Origin of the sequence: Oceanihabitans sediminis (genome assembly GCF_003337215.1) — a bacterium.
GTDB classification, from domain to species: Bacteria; Bacteroidota; Bacteroidia; order Flavobacteriales; family Flavobacteriaceae; genus Oceanihabitans; species Oceanihabitans sediminis.
The window spans coordinates 51505-68622 of record NZ_QPIG01000001.1 but is presented as its reverse complement, the minus strand read 5'-3'; the positions used below and the strand labels follow the sequence as shown (position 1 = coordinate 68622).

General features: G+C 33.5%; 16 protein-coding genes. 10 read left to right on the top strand and 6 right to left on the bottom strand.

The window, feature by feature from the left end; genetic code table 11:
* The first annotated feature begins 292 nt into the window (after positions 1 to 292).
* The 8 genes from DU428_RS00310 to era all read left to right on the top strand — a co-directional run bounded on the left by DU428_RS00310 (position 293) and on the right by era (position 8934).
* On the top strand, positions 293 to 1141 hold the full coding sequence (locus tag DU428_RS00310) for a universal stress protein (RefSeq protein WP_113965529.1): 849 nt from the start codon (positions 293 to 295) through the stop codon (positions 1139 to 1141).
* A 145-nt stretch (positions 1142 to 1286) separates the two neighbouring features.
* Positions 1287 to 2129 (top strand): restriction endonuclease, encoded by an 843-nt coding sequence (locus DU428_RS00305; RefSeq protein WP_072348709.1) that lies wholly within the window; start codon positions 1287 to 1289, stop codon positions 2127 to 2129.
* 11 nt (positions 2130 to 2140) lie between these two features.
* Positions 2141 to 3514 (top strand): MBL fold metallo-hydrolase RNA specificity domain-containing protein, encoded by a 1374-nt coding sequence (locus tag DU428_RS00300; protein WP_113965528.1) that lies wholly within the window; start codon positions 2141 to 2143, stop codon positions 3512 to 3514.
* A gap of 186 nt (positions 3515 to 3700) precedes the next feature.
* Positions 3701 to 5737 (top strand): transketolase family protein, encoded by a 2037-nt coding sequence (locus DU428_RS00295; protein ID WP_072348713.1) that lies wholly within the window; start codon positions 3701 to 3703, stop codon positions 5735 to 5737.
* Between the two features lie 10 nt (positions 5738 to 5747).
* Positions 5748 to 6401 (top strand): fructose-6-phosphate aldolase, encoded by a 654-nt coding sequence (fsa, locus tag DU428_RS00290; protein WP_072348715.1) that lies wholly within the window; start codon positions 5748 to 5750, stop codon positions 6399 to 6401.
* Positions 6402 to 6542: 141 nt separating this feature from the next.
* Positions 6543 to 7133: a DUF6134 family protein gene (locus tag DU428_RS00285; RefSeq protein ID WP_113965527.1), complete on the top strand. Its 591-nt coding sequence runs from the start codon at positions 6543 to 6545 to the stop codon at positions 7131 to 7133.
* Between the two features lie 15 nt (positions 7134 to 7148).
* The gene (locus tag DU428_RS00280; RefSeq protein ID WP_072348719.1) at positions 7149 to 7925 is read left to right on the top strand and encodes a patatin-like phospholipase family protein; all 777 of its coding nucleotides are present in this window, start codon (positions 7149 to 7151) and stop codon (positions 7923 to 7925) included.
* Between the two features lie 130 nt (positions 7926 to 8055).
* The gene (gene era / locus DU428_RS00275) at positions 8056 to 8934 is read left to right on the top strand and encodes a GTPase Era (RefSeq protein ID WP_072348721.1); all 879 of its coding nucleotides are present in this window, start codon (positions 8056 to 8058) and stop codon (positions 8932 to 8934) included.
* A gap of 3 nt (positions 8935 to 8937) precedes the next feature.
* On the opposite strand, the gene DU428_RS00270 is transcribed toward era, so the two are convergent.
* A complete protein-coding gene (locus tag DU428_RS00270) occupies positions 8938 to 9456 on the bottom strand; it encodes a GTP-binding protein (RefSeq protein ID WP_072348723.1) in 519 nt (172 codons plus the stop codon).
* Between the two features lie 153 nt (positions 9457 to 9609).
* Between DU428_RS00270 and der the strand changes: the two genes are divergently transcribed.
* Positions 9610 to 10926, top strand: coding sequence for a ribosome biogenesis GTPase Der (gene der, locus DU428_RS00265; protein ID WP_113965879.1), 1317 nt, complete (start codon positions 9610 to 9612; stop codon positions 10924 to 10926).
* A gap of 115 nt (positions 10927 to 11041) precedes the next feature.
* Here der and DU428_RS00260 read toward each other — a convergent pair whose 3' ends face one another.
* Genes DU428_RS00260 through DU428_RS00240 form a run of 5 tightly spaced genes read right to left on the bottom strand, consistent with a single transcriptional unit; the run spans position 11042 to position 14266 of the window.
* Positions 11042 to 11857, bottom strand: coding sequence for a TPM domain-containing protein (locus DU428_RS00260; protein ID WP_072348725.1), 816 nt, complete (start codon positions 11855 to 11857; stop codon positions 11042 to 11044).
* On the bottom strand, positions 11857 to 12294 hold the full coding sequence (locus DU428_RS00255) for a TPM domain-containing protein (RefSeq protein ID WP_072348727.1): 438 nt from the start codon (positions 12292 to 12294) through the stop codon (positions 11857 to 11859). Before DU428_RS00255 ends, DU428_RS00260 begins: the two co-directional genes overlap by 1 nt.
* A gap of 7 nt (positions 12295 to 12301) precedes the next feature.
* Positions 12302 to 12901, bottom strand: a complete 600-nt coding sequence (locus tag DU428_RS00250) for a LemA family protein (protein ID WP_072348729.1) — start codon at positions 12899 to 12901, stop codon at positions 12302 to 12304.
* A 57-nt stretch (positions 12902 to 12958) separates the two neighbouring features.
* Positions 12959 to 13288, bottom strand: a complete 330-nt coding sequence (locus DU428_RS00245; RefSeq protein ID WP_072348731.1) for a MerR family transcriptional regulator — start codon at positions 13286 to 13288, stop codon at positions 12959 to 12961.
* A 6-nt stretch (positions 13289 to 13294) separates the two neighbouring features.
* Entirely contained in the window at positions 13295 to 14266 is a 972-nt protein-coding gene (locus tag DU428_RS00240) for a M23 family metallopeptidase (protein ID WP_072348733.1), read from the bottom strand.
* A 210-nt stretch (positions 14267 to 14476) separates the two neighbouring features.
* Here DU428_RS00240 and alaS point away from each other — a divergent pair, with 210 nt between their 5' ends.
* Positions 14477 to 17092, top strand: a complete 2616-nt coding sequence (gene alaS / locus DU428_RS00235; RefSeq protein WP_113965526.1) for an alanine--tRNA ligase — start codon at positions 14477 to 14479, stop codon at positions 17090 to 17092.
* Positions 17093 to 17118 lie beyond the last annotated feature (26 nt).

Here is a 17118-nt window from a genome sequence, read left to right as displayed (position 1 = left end):
TATGATGATTGTCATAGTTTCTTGTTTTATAATGAATTACATTTATAATGTAGTTTAAATAGTCTAGGGATTAACTTAATTAAACTACGAGCTATTAACCGATGAAAGCCAGATGTAAGTCTGGCTTTTTTCTGCTATTGTTTTGTAAGAAAAACACTCAATAATTAGAAGGGGGTTTGTTGATGTTTTAGTTTTTAAAGTGTTTGTAATGAAATGTTTAGGTGTTGTATGATAAATGTCATAATTTACATGAAGAGGATGGTTTATATTTAACTTATAAAACACAATAACTATGATTAAAATTTTAATGCCAACCGATTTTTCAGACAACTCAATGAATGCAATTAAATATGCATTAGAGTTTTTTAAGTACCAAACCGCTGAATTTTATTTCATGCATGCCTATGAAGCAGAGGTTTATAATCATGAAGAATTATTAAGTAGAACCGTTTTTGATGATATTGTTGCAAGGGTTAAGAAAGAATCCGAAGAAAATCTCGCAAAGCTATTAGCGGCAGTAAAAGAAATATCTCCAAACCCAAGGTTTTCCTATTTTACTAGGTCTGCAAATAATACTTTGTTAGATGAAGCTGAAGTAATAACAGACGATAAGAACATTGATCTTATTGTAATGGGAACAAAAGGAAAGTCAAATAAAAGCAGCTTAACTTTTGGAAGTAACACCTTGCAAGTTTTAAAATATGTAAAATGTCCGGTATTAGCTATTCCAGAAGGTTATAAGTATTCTCAGCCAAGACACGCACTGTTTCCAACCAACTTTTTAATTCCGTATAAGAGAAGAGAGCTAAAGTTGTTATGCGATTTACTTACACCATATAGAACAAAAATCGATTTACTTTATGTGTCCTCTAGTAGTAAATTATCTTTTAGACAAGAAGATAATAAAGCATTTATAGAAGGAACAGTTTGCAACAACGAACTAAACTATTTTTCAGAAGATAGTAGAAAAGTAGACGGAGCCATCAATAAATATGTGGAAGAAAATGAAGTGGATTTTTTAATTATGGTAAACACGCAGCATTCTTATCTAGAAAACATTCTTTTTCAATCAACCATTGATAAGATCAGTCTAAAGATTGCTATTCCGTTACTAGTAATGCAGAATTTAAGGCGATCATAAATATAAAATGAGGATGCTTGGTTTACTAAGATTTCTTCTGATGCTCCAGAAATTATAAAATAATAAAAGAACCAATGGTTAAGAATTAGGCTCCCATACAATCGTTCCGTTCTTAGTGTTACACGAATAAATAAAGATTCGACCTATGAATAATTTAGATATAAACATCATTAAGTCTGGTGGGGAAAAAGAGAAATTTTCACTAGAGAAGCTATATGGTTCATTAAAACGTACTGGAGCAAGTGATAAAACAGTAAATCATATTTTAGATATAGTGAGAGATGAGCTATATCAAGGTATTTCTACAAAAGAAATTTACAATAGAGCTTTTGCTTTACTAAAAAAAGACCATAGCCATTTTGCTTCTAAGTATAAGCTTAAAAGAGCAGTTTTCGAATTGGGGCCAACAGGTTTTCCATTTGAAAAATTTATTAGTGCCCTTTTGCAATTTTCAGGCTATGAAACTTATACAGGAGATATTGTACAAGGAGATTGTGTAAAGCATGAAATAGATGTAATAGCACATAAAGAGGGAGAAACTGCCATTATAGAATGTAAATATCATAGTGAGGATGGTTTAAAGTGTAATGTAAAAGTACCGCTATATGTCAACTCAAGATACTTAGACGTTAAAGAACATTGGAACAACAGTACAAACAATATAACTAAAATAACTAGCGGCTGGGTAGTAACTAATACTAGGTTTACAGAAGATGCTAAGCAATTTGGTAATTGTGTAGGCTTGAAACTACTTAGTTGGGATTATCCTAAAGGAGAAGGTTTAAAAGATAGAATTGACAGATTAGGCTTGTATCCTGTTACCGTTTCAACTTTATTAACCAAAAGAGAAAAACACTTTTTGCTAAGTAGAGATGTGGTGCTTTGTCGGGATTTATTAAACGATACTTTCTTTTTAGATCATCTAGGAATTTCAGAAACTAGAAAACATAAAATTTTAAAAGAAATAACAATGCTTTGTAACAGTTAAAACCAATACTCATGAAAGATTTTGCCAAAATAAAGTTTTTAGGTGCCGCAGAAACCGTTACTGGTTCCAAGTTTTTATTAGAAGCTGTTGGCAAAAATATTCTTATAGATTGTGGAATGTTTCAAGGTCTAAAAGAACTGCGTGAACAAAATTGGGAGGACTTATCTGTTAATGCTGAAGAAATTGATATTGTTTTATTGACGCATGGTCACTTAGATCATGTTGGTTACCTTCCTAGGCTCTTAAAACAAGGTTTTAAAGGTAAGATTGTTGGGACTGCTCCAACTTTAGCAATTGCCGAAGTTATTTTACGCGATAGTGCAAAAATTCATGAGGAAGAAGCAGATAGAGCAAACAAAGAAAAACTCACAAAGCATAATCCAGCCCTTCCGTTCTATACGGTAAAAGAAGCAGAAAGAACCGTGCAGCATTTTCAGGTGGAAGTTCAAGATAAATGGATTTCATATACAGAGCATATTTCTTATCGCTTTCAGTATAACGGACATATCATCGGAGCAACTTTTATTGAATTAGATATAGATGGAAAACGATTTGTGTTTTCAGGTGACATTGGTAGAGTAGATGATTACTTACTTAACGATCCTAAAAAACCAGAATGGGCAGATTTTCTTTTTATTGAAAGTACTTACGGAAATAAGTTACATCCAGAGGAAGATGTTGAAGAAGTTCTTTCAGAAATCATTAAAGAAACCTTACATAAAAAAGGAAACCTTATCATACCTAGTTTTGCTGTAGAAAGACTACAAACACTAATGTATATTCTATGGAAGCTTTACAAACAAAATAAGATTACTAATATCCCTATTTTCGTAGATAGCCCAATGGGAAATAATGTACTCGAAGTCTTTAACCGTTTTCCTAAATGGCATAAATTATCACCGGCAGATTACAATGCCATGTGCGAACATATAAATATTATTCAGTCATATAAAGAAACTTGGGAAACAATAGACGATAAGCGCTCTAAAATTATAATTGCAGGAAGCGGAATGGTTACCGGTGGAAGGGTTTTAACCTATTTACAGCAAATGATAGATGCATCATCTACTACTGTTTTGTTAGTAGGTTACCAAGCCGAAGGAACACGAGGAAGACAACTGTTGGAAGGCGCTCATGAAATTCATTTTTACGGAAAATATTATCCGGTTAATGCAACTATAAAAAGTATAGAGAGTCTCTCTGCGCATGCCGATCAACAAGATTTAATAGACTGGATGGCTAAGATTAAAAACGTTCCAGAAAAAATATTTTTAATTCATGGCGAACCTAATGCTTTAGATGCTTTTAGAGTAAAAATAAAAGACGTTTATAATTGGAGTGCTACGATTCCAAAATTCTTAGATGTAATAAAAGTGAATCTTTAACTTTATTTAAATAAAAACTTATATAAATTTTTCTTCTGCTTAAAAGGAATTATAGAAGAATGAAAAACTATAAATTTTAGCACGATTTAATCACTGAATAACTATATATTTTGTGAAATAATCAGCATCTTTGTAGAATAAATTCTAATTGAAAACAAGTTTATTAAACGTATTAAAATATAAAAAATGAACAAGCAAATTGACCAACAAGCAGCAGATAACATTAGAGCTTTAGCAGTAGCTATGGTAGAAAAAGCAAATTCCGGGCACCCAGGTGGGCCTATGGGAGGAGCAGATTTTATGCATATTCTGTATTCAGAATTCTTCAATTTTGACCCTACAGATATGACTTGGGCTTTTAGAGATCGCTTTTTTATGGATGCTGGTCATTTGTCTACTTTAATGTATGCGCAATATTACCTTTTAGGAAACTATGCTAAAGAAGATATTGCAAACTTCAGACAATGGGGTTCTATCACTCCAGGTCACCCAGAAGTAGATTTTGAAAGAGGAATAGAAAATACTTCAGGACCATTAGGTCAAGGTCACACTATGGGAGTAGGAGCTGCAATTGCTGCAAAATATTTAAAAGCTCGTTTTGGTGATTGGATGAATCATAAAGTTTATGGTTTTATTTCAGATGGAGGTATTCAAGAAGAAGTTTCGCAAGGAGCAGGAAGAATTGCTGGTCACTTAGGGTTAAGTAACTTTATCATGTTCTTCGATTCTAACGATATTCAATTATCAACTTCTACAGACGAAGTAACTACAGAAGATACTGCAATGAAGTATGAGTCTTGGGGATGGAAAGTAGTAACTATTGATGGTCATAACCACGACGAAATTAGAAAAGCTTTAAAAGACGCAAATAACGAAACAGAAAAACCTACACTTATTATTGGTAAAACCGTAATAGGAAAAGGTTCTGTTACTGCAGAAGGAAAACCTTTTGAAGGGTACTGCGAATTACATGGTCAGCCAATTAGTAATACAGATGCAGACTATGAAAAAACCTTATTAAACTTAGGAGCAAATCCAGAAAAACCTTTTGATATCTATAAAGATGTTCAAGAGTTTTATAAAAATGTAATAGCTGAAAAAACAGCAAACGCTGCAAAAAAGAAAGCAGAAATAAATGCTTGGAGAGCAGAGAATAAAGAATTAGCAGATAAATTAGATTTCTTCCTTTCAGGAGAATTACCAGAATTAGATTTCTCTTCTGTATCCTTTAAAGAAGGTTTAGCTACAAGAGCTGCTTCTTCTGCTGTATTAGGTTATTTAGCAGAGAACGTAGAAAACATGATTGTTTCTTCAGCAGATTTATCTAATAGTGATAAAACAGATGGTTTCCTTAAGAAAACACATGCAATTCAAAAGAATGACTTTACAGGATCTTTCCTACAAGCGGGGGTTGCAGAGTTAACAATGGCTTGTATTGCTAACGGTATTGCTTTACATGGTGGAGTTATTCCTGTAGTAGCAACTTTCTTTGTGTTTTCAGATTATATGAAACCAGCAATTCGTTTAAGTGCACTTCAAGAGTTAGGAGTGAAATATGTTTGGACACATGATGCGTTTAGAGTAGGGGAAGACGGACCAACACACCAACCTATAGAGCAAGAAGCACAAATTCGTTTATTAGAAAAATTAAAGAACCACAGCGGAGATCCAAGTTTCTTAGCCTTACGTCCAGCAGATTCTGCTGAAACAGTTGTAGCTTGGAAAATGGCTTTAGAAAACAAGAAAAGACCAACAGGGTTAATTTTATCTAGACAAGGAATTAAAGATATTGAAGCGCAAGGAGACTCTAGATATAACGAAGCTTTAGCTGCAGAAAAAGGAGGTTACTTAGTAAAAGAAGTAGAGAATCCAGATGTTGTTTTAATTGCAAATGGTTCAGAGGTTTCAACATTAGTTGCTGCTGCAGAAATTTTAGAAAAAGAAAACAACCTAAAAGTGAATATAGCTTCGGTAATTTCAGAAGGAGTTTTCAGATTACAATCTAAAGAATATCAAAATAGCGTGATTCCTAAAAATAAACCATTATTCGGTTTAACAGCAGGATTACCTGTAAACTTAGAAGGTTTAGTTGGTGAAAACGGAAAAGTATTCGGTTTAGAACACTTTGGGTATTCTGCTCCAGCAAAAGTATTAGATGATAAATTTGGCTTTACTGGTGAGAAGGTAAGTCAGCAAGTATTAGAGTATTTAAAAACAGTATAAAACAATAGATATGAAATTTTTTATAGACACTGCAAATCTAGATCAAATTAAAGAAGCGCAAGATTTAGGCGTTTTAGATGGTGTGACAACAAACCCATCTTTAATGGCTAAAGAGGGTATTACTGGTCAAGAAAATATTTTAAACCACTACAAAAAGATTTGTGAACTAGTTGACGGAGATGTTTCTGCTGAGGTTATTTCAACAGATTTTGAAGGAATGGTGAAAGAAGGGGAAGCATTAGCAGCACTACACCCACAAATTGTAGTAAAACTTCCTATGATTGCAGATGGTGTAAAAGCATGTAAATATTTCTCTGATAAAGGAATTAAAACCAATGTAACTTTAGTTTTTTCTGCAGGACAAGCTTTGTTAGCAGCTAAAGCTGGAGCAACTTATGTTTCTCCTTTTTTAGGAAGATTAGATGACGTTTCTACAGATGGTTTAAACTTAATTGATGAAATTAGAATGATTTATGATAACTACGGTTTTCAAACAGAAATTCTAGCGGCTTCTATACGTCATACTATGCACGTTATTAACTGCGCTAAATTAGGAGCAGATGTAATGACAGGACCTTTATCTTCAATTAAAGGGTTATTAAATCACCCTTTAACCGACATCGGATTAGCTAAATTCTTAGAAGATTATAACAAAGGAAACTAAGAAGTTCTTTTCCAAAGAATATATGTAAAGCAGATTATAAGAAAATTATAGTCTGCTTTTTTATTTGCCATTTGCAAAACAAAAATATTTTCCATCTAAAATATTAATGTTATTTTGTATTCATAAAATCAAACTGTTATAATGCTTTTCTACCTAATACTGTTTCACGTATTTTCTTTTCAAGATCTTGGAGCAACTACAAACCAAACGCTTTTAAATTTTGATATTATTCTAAAAGGCAAGATAGTTGGTCAGTTGCAGGCTTCAAAGTCTTTTAAAGACTCTAAAATGCATTATCAGAGCAAAACCGATATCAGTACAAGGTTTATAAAAGAAATTCATGTAAACTATAAATATCATGTTGTTTTTAGCAACAATAAGCTGCAAGAATCAGATGTTAATGTGGTAGTGAATAATAAACCTCATGCAGAAACTAAAATAGAAAGAGAGCAAAATCACTATCTTGTTAAGCAAGAAAAGAAGGAGGCTAGAGTTTTTAAAGAAGCTATAAACTATAGTACAATTTTATTGTATTTTGAAGAACCAAAAAATATAAAACATTGTTTTTCTGAAGAAGAAGGAAAAATGAATACGATTGTGCCTCTTGGAAATCACACATATAAAAAAGTGAATGCTAGAGGAAATGAAAGTATTTATTATTATGAAAACGGAAAACTTATAAAAGCAGAAATAGATGGTGGCTTAATTAAGTTTCAAATACAAGCCAAATAAATAATAAAAGAAGAAATGAATATAGGATTAGTACTTTCTGGAGGAGGAGCAAGAGGAGTTGCGCATATAGGAGCTATTAAAGCTTTAGAAGAAGTTGGGATTTTTCCAACACATATCTCAGGAACAAGTGCAGGGGCAATTGTAGGAGGAATGTATGCCGCAGGTATGCCTTGGGAAGAAATTCTTCATTTTTTTAAAACAGTGCCAATTTTTAGAACGAATAATTTCGCCTTTTCTAAACCAGGATTTATAGATTCTGAAAAACTTGCAGCAGAATTTAAAGTATGTTTTCCAGATAATTCTTTTGAAAGTTTAAAGAAGCCCCTATACGTTACAGCAACCAATGTAGAGACAGGAAAACTGCGAATTTTTAGTTCAGGTGAAGTAATCAAACCAATTTTGGCTTCGGCATCTTTTCCTGGTGTTTTCACTCCGGTAAAAATTAAGAATGCCCATTATATTGATGGAGGTGTGCTTAATAACTTTCCAACAGAACCATTAAGAAAAAAGTGTGAAACCTTGATAGGTGTATATGTAAATCCGCTAACTCCTGTTAAAGCTAAAGATATTAAATACTCATATTCTGTTCTTAAAAGAGCTTATGATATTATGTCTGCTTCAGAGTCTTTAGCAAAGTTTTCAGATTGTAATATGGTTATTTCTCCAGATGAAATCATGCACTATGGTACATTTAGTATGAAAAACATGGACGAGATATTCGAGCTTGGTTACATAAGTACTATGGATAAATTGAAGAATAATATCTTCAATATAAGTAGATCAAAAAAATGATTTTATAGAAGTAATACCTTCTTTTTTAATATACTTAAAGGAGCTATTTAGCTATCTTCTTATTAAAAATAACAAGGTTTTATAGAAAACAAACAATTGCTAACGTATCTTTGCAACAAAATTAAGAGAAATGCACAAAGCTGGTTTTGTAAATATTATTGGTAACCCAAACGTTGGGAAGTCTACATTAATGAATGCCTTTGTTGGCGAAAAATTATCTATTATTACATCCAAGGCGCAAACAACGCGTCATAGAATTTTAGGTATTGTTAATGGAGATGATTTTCAGGTGGTCCTTTCAGATACACCAGGAATTATCAAGCCTGCTTACGAGTTGCAAGCTTCTATGATGGACTTTGTAAAGTCTGCTTTAGAAGATGCAGATGTGCTAATCTACATGGTAGAAATAGGGGAGAGAGAATTGAAAGATGAAGCTTTCTTTGATAAAATCACTAATTCAAAAATACCAGTATTACTTCTTTTAAATAAAATTGATAAGTCTGATCAGACGCAATTAGAAGAACAAGTGCAGTTGTGGCAATCAAAAGTGCCAAACGCAGAAATCTTTCCTATTTCAGCTTTAGAAGGATTTAATGTAAAAGAAGTTTTTGATAGAATTTTAGACTTACTTCCAGAATCACCACCTTTCTATCCAAAAGACCAACTTACAGACAAGCCGGAGCGTTTCTTTATTAACGAAACCATTAGAGAGAAAATATTAATACACTACAAAAAGGAAATTCCTTATGCTGTAGAAGTAGACACCGAAGAGTTTTTTGAAGAAGAAAAAATTATTCGTGTTCGATCTGTAATTATGGTAGAAAGAGACACACAAAAAGGAATTATTATAGGTCATAAAGGAGCTGCTTTAAAACGTGTTGGAGTTGAAGCTAGAAAAGACTTAGAAAAATTCTTTGGTAAACAAATACACTTAGAACTTTACGTTAAAGTAAATAAGAACTGGAGAAGCAATCAGCGACAGCTGAAACGTTTTGGTTATAATCAGTAATTATTAGTATTCTGTATGAATACCATTACTTCGCAAGGTGTCACGCATAAACCCATGTAATTCATGCATCTGTCCTGTACCAGTTTTCTTTCCTATGCTTCCGCCAAAGTAAAGAGCAAACCAAATAAGGACCATAAACAGCGTTACAAATAACTGTAGTGAGTAATTGGTGTCTAAAGTCCAATTGCTATATGCCCATACGCCAAATCCAAAAAATAAACACGCCACTATAAAGTGGAAAAACATAAACATGGTCCAAACCGTTGGGTTTGGTCCAAACAACCCACGAATAGTACAAGTGCCTTTTGTGTCGTTTTCGCTAATTTCTAAATGTAATTGTGGAGACCAAAAGTGCTGTTTCACTTTAGGAATCTTGATAAAAACATGATCATCTATTCTAGAAACTATAAAATCACTTTGTGTGTTTTTAGTGTCCTCAAAGATTTTTAAAAGCGTTTGGTTATCCTGTTTTACATCAAATTTAAAACGAGGCCTTAATACAATTTCGTTGCTTAGTGACATTTATTTAACTTTAAAGCTTCTAATGTAAAGATTTTTTATAGTCTCTTTTGTATTTATTTTCAGCTAATTGAAAATAAATTAAAATTGTTAAATAACTAAACACTACCTTTGCAAGCGCTTACAGGATATGTAATGCAGATTAAAACAAGAAATATGAGTAATATAGTAGCTATTGTCGGAAGACCAAATGTAGGAAAGTCCACATTTTTTAATCGTTTAATTCAACGTAGAGAAGCCATTGTCGATGCGGTAAGTGGGGTAACTAGAGATAGACATTACGGAAAAAGTGACTGGAACGGAAAGGAATTTTCGCTTATTGATACAGGAGGATATGTAAAGGGAAGCGATGATATTTTTGAAGCAGAAATAGACAAGCAAGTAGAGTTAGCTATAGATGAAGCAGATGCTATAATTTTTATGGTGGATGTAGAATCTGGTGTAACAGGAATGGATGAGGATGTTGCTAAATTACTTCGTAAAGTAGATAAGCCTGTTTTTTTAGTTGTTAATAAAGTAGATAACGGAAAAAGAGCTGAAGATGCAGTAGAGTTCTATAGTCTAGGATTAGGGGAGTATTTTACTATTGCAAGTATAAACGGAAGTGGAACAGGAGATTTATTAGATGCTCTTGTAGAAGCTTTACCAGAAAAAACAGAAGAGGAAGCTGCAGCAGAAAAAGATGAGTTACCTCGTTTTGCTGTTGTAGGAAGACCAAACGCAGGGAAATCTTCATTCATTAATGCATTAATAGGAGAGGATAGATATATCGTTACAGATATAGCGGGTACTACAAGAGATTCTATAGATACAAAATACAACCGTTTTGGTTTCGAATTTAATCTCGTAGATACTGCTGGGATTAGAAAAAAATCGAAAGTAAAAGAGGATTTAGAATTCTATTCTGTAATGCGTAGTGTAAGAGCTATCGAGCATTGTGATGTTTGTCTTTTAGTTTTAGATGCTACTCGTGGTTTCGATGGTCAGGTACAAAATATCTTTTGGCTTGCAGAACGTAACAGAAAAGGTATCGTAATCCTGGTAAATAAATGGGATTTAATTGAAAAAGATACTAAAACTACTAAGCAGTTTGAAGCTTATATTAGAGAGCAAATTTCTCCTTTTACCGATGTGCCAATTGTGTTTATTTCGGTATTAAACAAACAACGTATTTACAAAGCAATTGAAACAGCTGTTGAGGTTTATCAAAACCGTACAAAACGAATTAAAACAAGTGAGTTAAATGACGTTATGTTGCCGATAATTGAAAATTATCCGCCACCAGCTTATAAAGCTAAATACGTAAAGATTAAGTATGTCATGCAGTTGCCAACGCCGCAACCACAGTTTGCTTTCTTCTGTAATTTACCACAGTATATAAAAGAACCATATAAACGTTTCTTGGAGAACAAACTACGTGAGAAGTTTAACTTTCACGGTGTTCCAGTAAGTGTTTATATGCGTAAGAAGTAATAAATAGATTGCTATATAAAAGCGATATAAAAGAAAAGGCTCTACGTTATGTAGAGCCTTTTTTTATGTGATAAAATGGAATTTTGAATTAGATGTTTTGAAAGTTTTTGTGAATTTACCAACTTCCACCAGCGCCACCACCAGAGAATCCTCCGCCACCGAAACCTCCTCCGAAGCCACCGCCCCCAAATCCTCCTCCAGAAGAACCTCCAAAGCTACCGCCGCCATAGCCGCCTCTTCCCATATTGCTTAAGATAATAGCGTCAAGAATGCTAAAACCACCACCTTTGTTGCTTCCAGAACCACCGCTGCCACCGCCCCGTTGGTTTTTTGAAAGAGAAACAATGATGATTATAAAAACAATAATCATAAAGAAAATAAATCCTACAGGTATTTCATCTTTTTTAGATTGTTTTCTAGTACCTTGATATTCTCCCATTAAAACCTCGAAAATAGCATCGGTACCTTTATCTAGTCCGCTGTAATAATCTCCTCTTTTAAATTCAGGGATGATAACGTTTCGGGTAAGTTCACCAACAATACCTGCGGTAAGTCTGTGCTCAACACCATAGCCAGGAGAAATCCATATCTTACGATCGTTCCTTGCTAATAAGATAAACACCCCATTATCTTCTTTTGCTTGCCCAATACCCCAATCATGAGCCCATTTAGCCGATAAAAGCCCGATGTTCTCTCCTTTGGTTGTTGGTATAATTGCTACCACAATTTGCGTAGAAGTAGTGTCAGAATATCTAATAAGCTTCTGTTCTAAGTTGTTTTTTTCTGAATTAGAAAGTAAAGCTGCGTAATCGTATACGCTTGTTTGTTCTTTTGGAATTGCAGGAATATCAAACTGTGCTAATAAGTTTTGCGAAAAGCATAAACCTATCAACAGTATTATAATATACTTTATTTGTTGGGGTTTTATCATTAGCCTTTTGAAATGTCGTTTGGTAATTCGTTAATATCTGAATGATGCCAAGGGAAATGTTTTTCTAGTACAACACCAGCTTTTAAAATACCATCTACAAGACCTTGTTTAAAATTTCCTGCTTTAAAATGTGTTTGAATTACGTCTTTAGTAGAGTTCCAAAAATCTTTTCCTACAATATCGTTAATGCCTTTGTCTCCATAAATAACAAAGGTTTGGTCTTCTACAGCAACGTAAATTAAAACACCATTCTGTTCTTTGGTATTGTCCATTTTTAGATAATGGAACACTTCCATAGCGCGATCAAAAACGTCTTTTTTAGAAGATTTTTCAAGATGTACGCGAATTTCTCCAGACGTATTTTTTTCGGCAGTACGAATAGCTTCAACAATCTCTAGTTCTTCTTGTGCAGTTAAAAAATCTTCTATTTTAGACATCTTTATTCTAGTTAAAATCGAATTCTACATCTACTGGCTTTTCAGCTCCAGCTTCAGCATCAAAATATGGTTTTCCTTCAAAGTTAAAAATACCCGCTAATATAGAATTAGGGAATGTTTTAACATGTGTATTGTAAGGTTTTATAGCTTCGTTGTAACGAGTTCTAGCGGTTTGAATCGTGTTTTCTGTGCTAGTTAATTCGTCTTGAAGTTTTAAGAAATTCTGATTAGCTTTTAATTCAGGATATCTTTCAACTGTTACTAATAAACGAGATAAAGCACTGCTTAATCCACCTTGCGCTTGGTTGAATTGCTTTAATTGTTCTGGTGTAATATTAGAAGGGTCGATAGTTGTTTTGGTAGCTTCGCTTCTTGCTTTAATTACTGCTTCTAGAGTGTTTCTCTCAAAATCTGCAGCACCTTTAACAGTGTTTACTAGATTTCCGATAAGATCGTTTCTACGTTGGTAAGAAGTTTGGACATTACCCCAAGATTCACTTACATTTTCATTAAGTCTTACTGCTGTATTGTTAAATCCTACAGCCCAATTATAAAGACCAAAGCCAATAACGGCTATGATAATTACTGGTATTAACCATTTTTTCATGATAAATTGTTTTAAGTGTTTGCGTTTGTTTTATTAGTAGCAAATGTAACGAGAATGTTACAGTTGTTCTTTAATTTTGATGAGTTGATTTTTAACTCCTTCTAATTTACTAATAATCTCAAATTTTGAAAGGGTTTTTTGCTTTTCTTCTTTTAAATGTGTTTTTGCACCTTCTAAAGTAAAGCCTCTTACTTTTACTAAATGGTAAATAAGTTTTAGATTGTTTACATCTTCAGGTGTGAATTTCCTGTTTCCTTTTGCGTTTTTCTTAGGTTTAAGGATATCGAATTCCTTTTCCCAAAAACGTATTAAAGATGTGTTCACATCAAAAGCCTTGGCAAGTTCGCCAATTCCGTAATATCGTTTTTCAGGTAACTCTATAAACATTTAAATCTAGTCTAAAGATTGATTTTCTAAAGCAGCATGCTTTAATAGTTCATTAAACTCTTCTGCAGTTAAACTTCCGTAGTAAAAGTTTATTGGGTTTATTCGTTGCTCGTCTTTAAAAACTTCGTAGTGAAGGTGAGGTGCTTCACTTCTTCCTGTGCTTCCTACAAATCCAATTACATCACCACGTTTTACTTTTTGGTTCTTTCTTACATTGTACTTGTATAAATGTGCATAAAGAGAAACATAGCCGTAACCGTGATCTATTCTAATATGGTTTCCGTAACCTGCAGCATTGCTATCTGCACGTTCTACAACACCATCGCCAGTAGCGTAAACTGGTGTTCCTCTAGGAGCGGTAAAGTCCATTCCCCAGTGCATTTTTCTTGCTTTGGTAAAAGGATCGGTACGCATACCGTAACCAGAGGCCATACGCGTTAAGTCTTCGTTTCGTATTGGTTGTATAGCCGGGATAGCAGCTAGAAGTTTTTCTTTTTCTTTGGCAAGGGTAGCAATTTCATCTAATGATTTCGACTGAACAACAATACGTTTTTGTAACCTGTCAATACGTTTGTTGCTTTCTATGATAAGTTTTGAATTATCGTAGCCTTCAAAACCTTTGTATCTGTTAATTCCACCAAAACCAGCTTTTCTTTGCTCTTCAGGAATTGGGTTAGCTTCAAAATAGTGTCTGTAAATATTATTGTCTCTGTCCTCAATATTTGCAAGAACAGCTTCTGCTTCATCAAACTTTTTGTTTAGTAATTCGAAGTTTAATTTTAGATTTTGAAGCTCTCTATTTAAGGCTTTTTCTTTAGGGGATTCTAAATAATGACTAGCAATAAAAACAAAAAAGAAACCAAACAATGCAGCAGCACTTAAAAATAGTGTAACGTACTTAATTGTGCGTCTTTTTTTACGCTCTATTTTTCGATAGGAGAGCGTTTCGGAATCATAATAATATTTTACCTTACTCATTACTTATTTTATTCTATTTTTGCAATTATTATTAAAGTTGGTTTTCCACTTAATAGTTAACAGCAAACGAACAAACTTACAAAATATTATCAAATAATTTTTTAACTTTAATAGTTAGTATGTTTAGAATTAACAAAATATTAAGCTGTAAGTCGTTGTAAGTTTGTGAAGAAAAATAAATTAACAGAAATAAGATATTAATACAAGTACATGAAGTCTCAAGATATTCGCTCTAAATTTTTAAGTTTTTTCGAACAAAAAAAACATAGCATCGTGCCGTCTGCACCAATGGTGTTAAAAGATGATCCAACTTTAATGTTTGTTAATTCTGGAATGGCTCCTTTTAAAGAATATTTCTTAGGAAACGCCCAGCCCAAAAATAGCAGAATAGCCGATAGCCAAAAGTGTTTGCGTGTTTCAGGAAAGCACAATGATTTAGAGGAAGTAGGATATGATACCTATCATCACACGCTTTTTGAGATGTTAGGAAACTGGAGTTTTGGCGATTACTTTAAAAAGGAAGCTATCGCTTGGGCTTGGGAGCTTTTAACAGAAGTTTACGGTATTGATAAAGATATCTTATATGTTACGGTTTTTGAAGGAAGTGATGATGCCGATAACCTTAAAATGGATACCGAAGCTTATGATATTTGGAAACAATATATTTCTGAAGACCGAATCTTAAAAGGAAATAAAAAAGATAATTTCTGGGAAATGGGTGAGCAAGGGCCATGCGGACCTTGTAGTGAAATTCATGTAGATATTCGTTCTGCAGAAGAAAAAGCTAAAGTAGATGGTAAATCTTTAGTGAATATGGACCATCCACAGGTTGTGGAAATTTGGAACTTAGTATTCATGCAATACAACCGTAAAGCAAATGGTTCCTTAGAGATTTTACCAAATAAACATATTGATACAGGTATGGGGTTTGAGCGTCTTTGTATGGTTTTACAAGGAGTACAGTCTAATTATGATACCGATGTATTTACGCCTATTATTAGAGAAATTGAAACCATAACAGATAAAGATTATGGTAAAGAAGAAAAAGTCGATGTTGCTATTAGAGTAATTTCAGACCACGTACGTGCGGTAGCTTTTTCTATTGCCGACGGACAATTGCCATCAAATACAGGTGCAGGTTATGTGATTCGTAGAATTTTACGTCGTGCGGTTCGTTACGGATTTACTTTCTTAGATAAAAAAGAACCATTTATTTATAGATTGGTAGACGTTCTTGTAAAGAAAATGGGGGAAGCTTTTCCTGAATTAAAAGTACAACGCCAACTTATTGAAAACGTAATTAAGGAAGAAGAAGCTTCTTTCTTAAGAACTTTAGATCAAGGCTTAATGCTTTTAGATCGTATAGTTGAATCTGCAAAAACAAAAGAAATTTCTGGAGCAAAAGTTTTTGAACTTAAAGATACATACGGTTTTCCAGAGGATTTAACCGATTTAATTCTTAGAGAAAAAGGCTTTACTTATAATGTTGAAGATTTTGAAAAGAAACTAAAAGAGCAACAAGACAGAGGTAAAAAAGCATCAGAATTAAAATCAGACGACTGGACGGTTTTAATTGATGACGAAGAACAAGAATTTATAGGTTATGATACACTTGAAGCACAAGTGAAAATTGTAAAGTATAGAAAAGTAGTTTCTAAAAAAGATGGGGAACTTTACCAATTAGTGTTTAATCTTACTCCGTTCTACGCAGAAGGAGGAGGGCAAGTTGGTGATAAAGGATATTTAGAAGATGCTCAAGGAGATGTAATTTATATTGTTGATACCAAAAAAGAAAACAATGTATCTATTCATTTCGCTAAGAGCTTACCAAAAGATGTAAATGCAACTTTTAAAGCTTCTGTAGATGCTAAGCAACGTTACAGAACAGAATGTAACCACACAGCAACACACTTATTGCATCAGGCTTTAAGAGAAGTTTTAGGGGATCATGTAGAGCAAAAAGGTTCTGCAGTTCATTCTAAATACTTACGTTTTGATTTTTCACACTTTTCAAAATTAACCGTAGAAGAATTACGCGAAGTAGAAAACTTCGTAAACAGAAGAATTGATGGAAAGTTACCTTTAGAAGAACAACGAAACATTCCTATGCAAAAAGCCCTTGACGAAGGTGCAATGGCGCTTTTTGGTGAGAAATACGGTGACACCGTTCGTGCAGTTCGTTTCGGACAATCCATCGAGCTTTGTGGAGGAACACATGTAAAAAACACCGGAGATATCTGGCATTTTAAAATTGTTTCAGAAGGAGCTGTAGCTTCAGGTATTCGTCGTATTGAAGCGATAACAAGTGATGCGGTTAAAGATTTCTATGCAGAAAACAATAAAGCGTTTTTCGAAATGAAAGATTTGCTTAATAATGCTAAAGAGCCAGTAAAAGCATTGCAAAACTTACAAGCTGAAAATTCAGAATTAAAAAAACAAATTGAAGCTTTATTAAAAGATAAGGCTAAAAATATAATAAACGATTTAAGAAACGAGTTAACCGAAGTAAACGGTATTCAGTTTTTAGCAAAGAAATTAGATTTAGATGCAGCAGGAATTAAAGATGTTTGCTTTAATTTAGGTCAGAACCAGTCTAATATATTCTTGCTTTTCGCAACCGAGCAAAACGGTAAAGCATTACTGTCTTGTTACATTTCTAAAGAATTGGTAGCAGAAAGAGACTTAAATGCAGGAACGGTTGTAAGAGAATTAGGAAAACACATCCAAGGAGGTGGCGGTGGTCAGCCTTTCTTTGCTACTGCAGGAGGGAAAAATCCAGACGGAATCGAAACCGCTCTAAACGAAGCTAAGAGTTATTTAGCTTAATACATCTCCTTTTTAGGAGTAAAAGA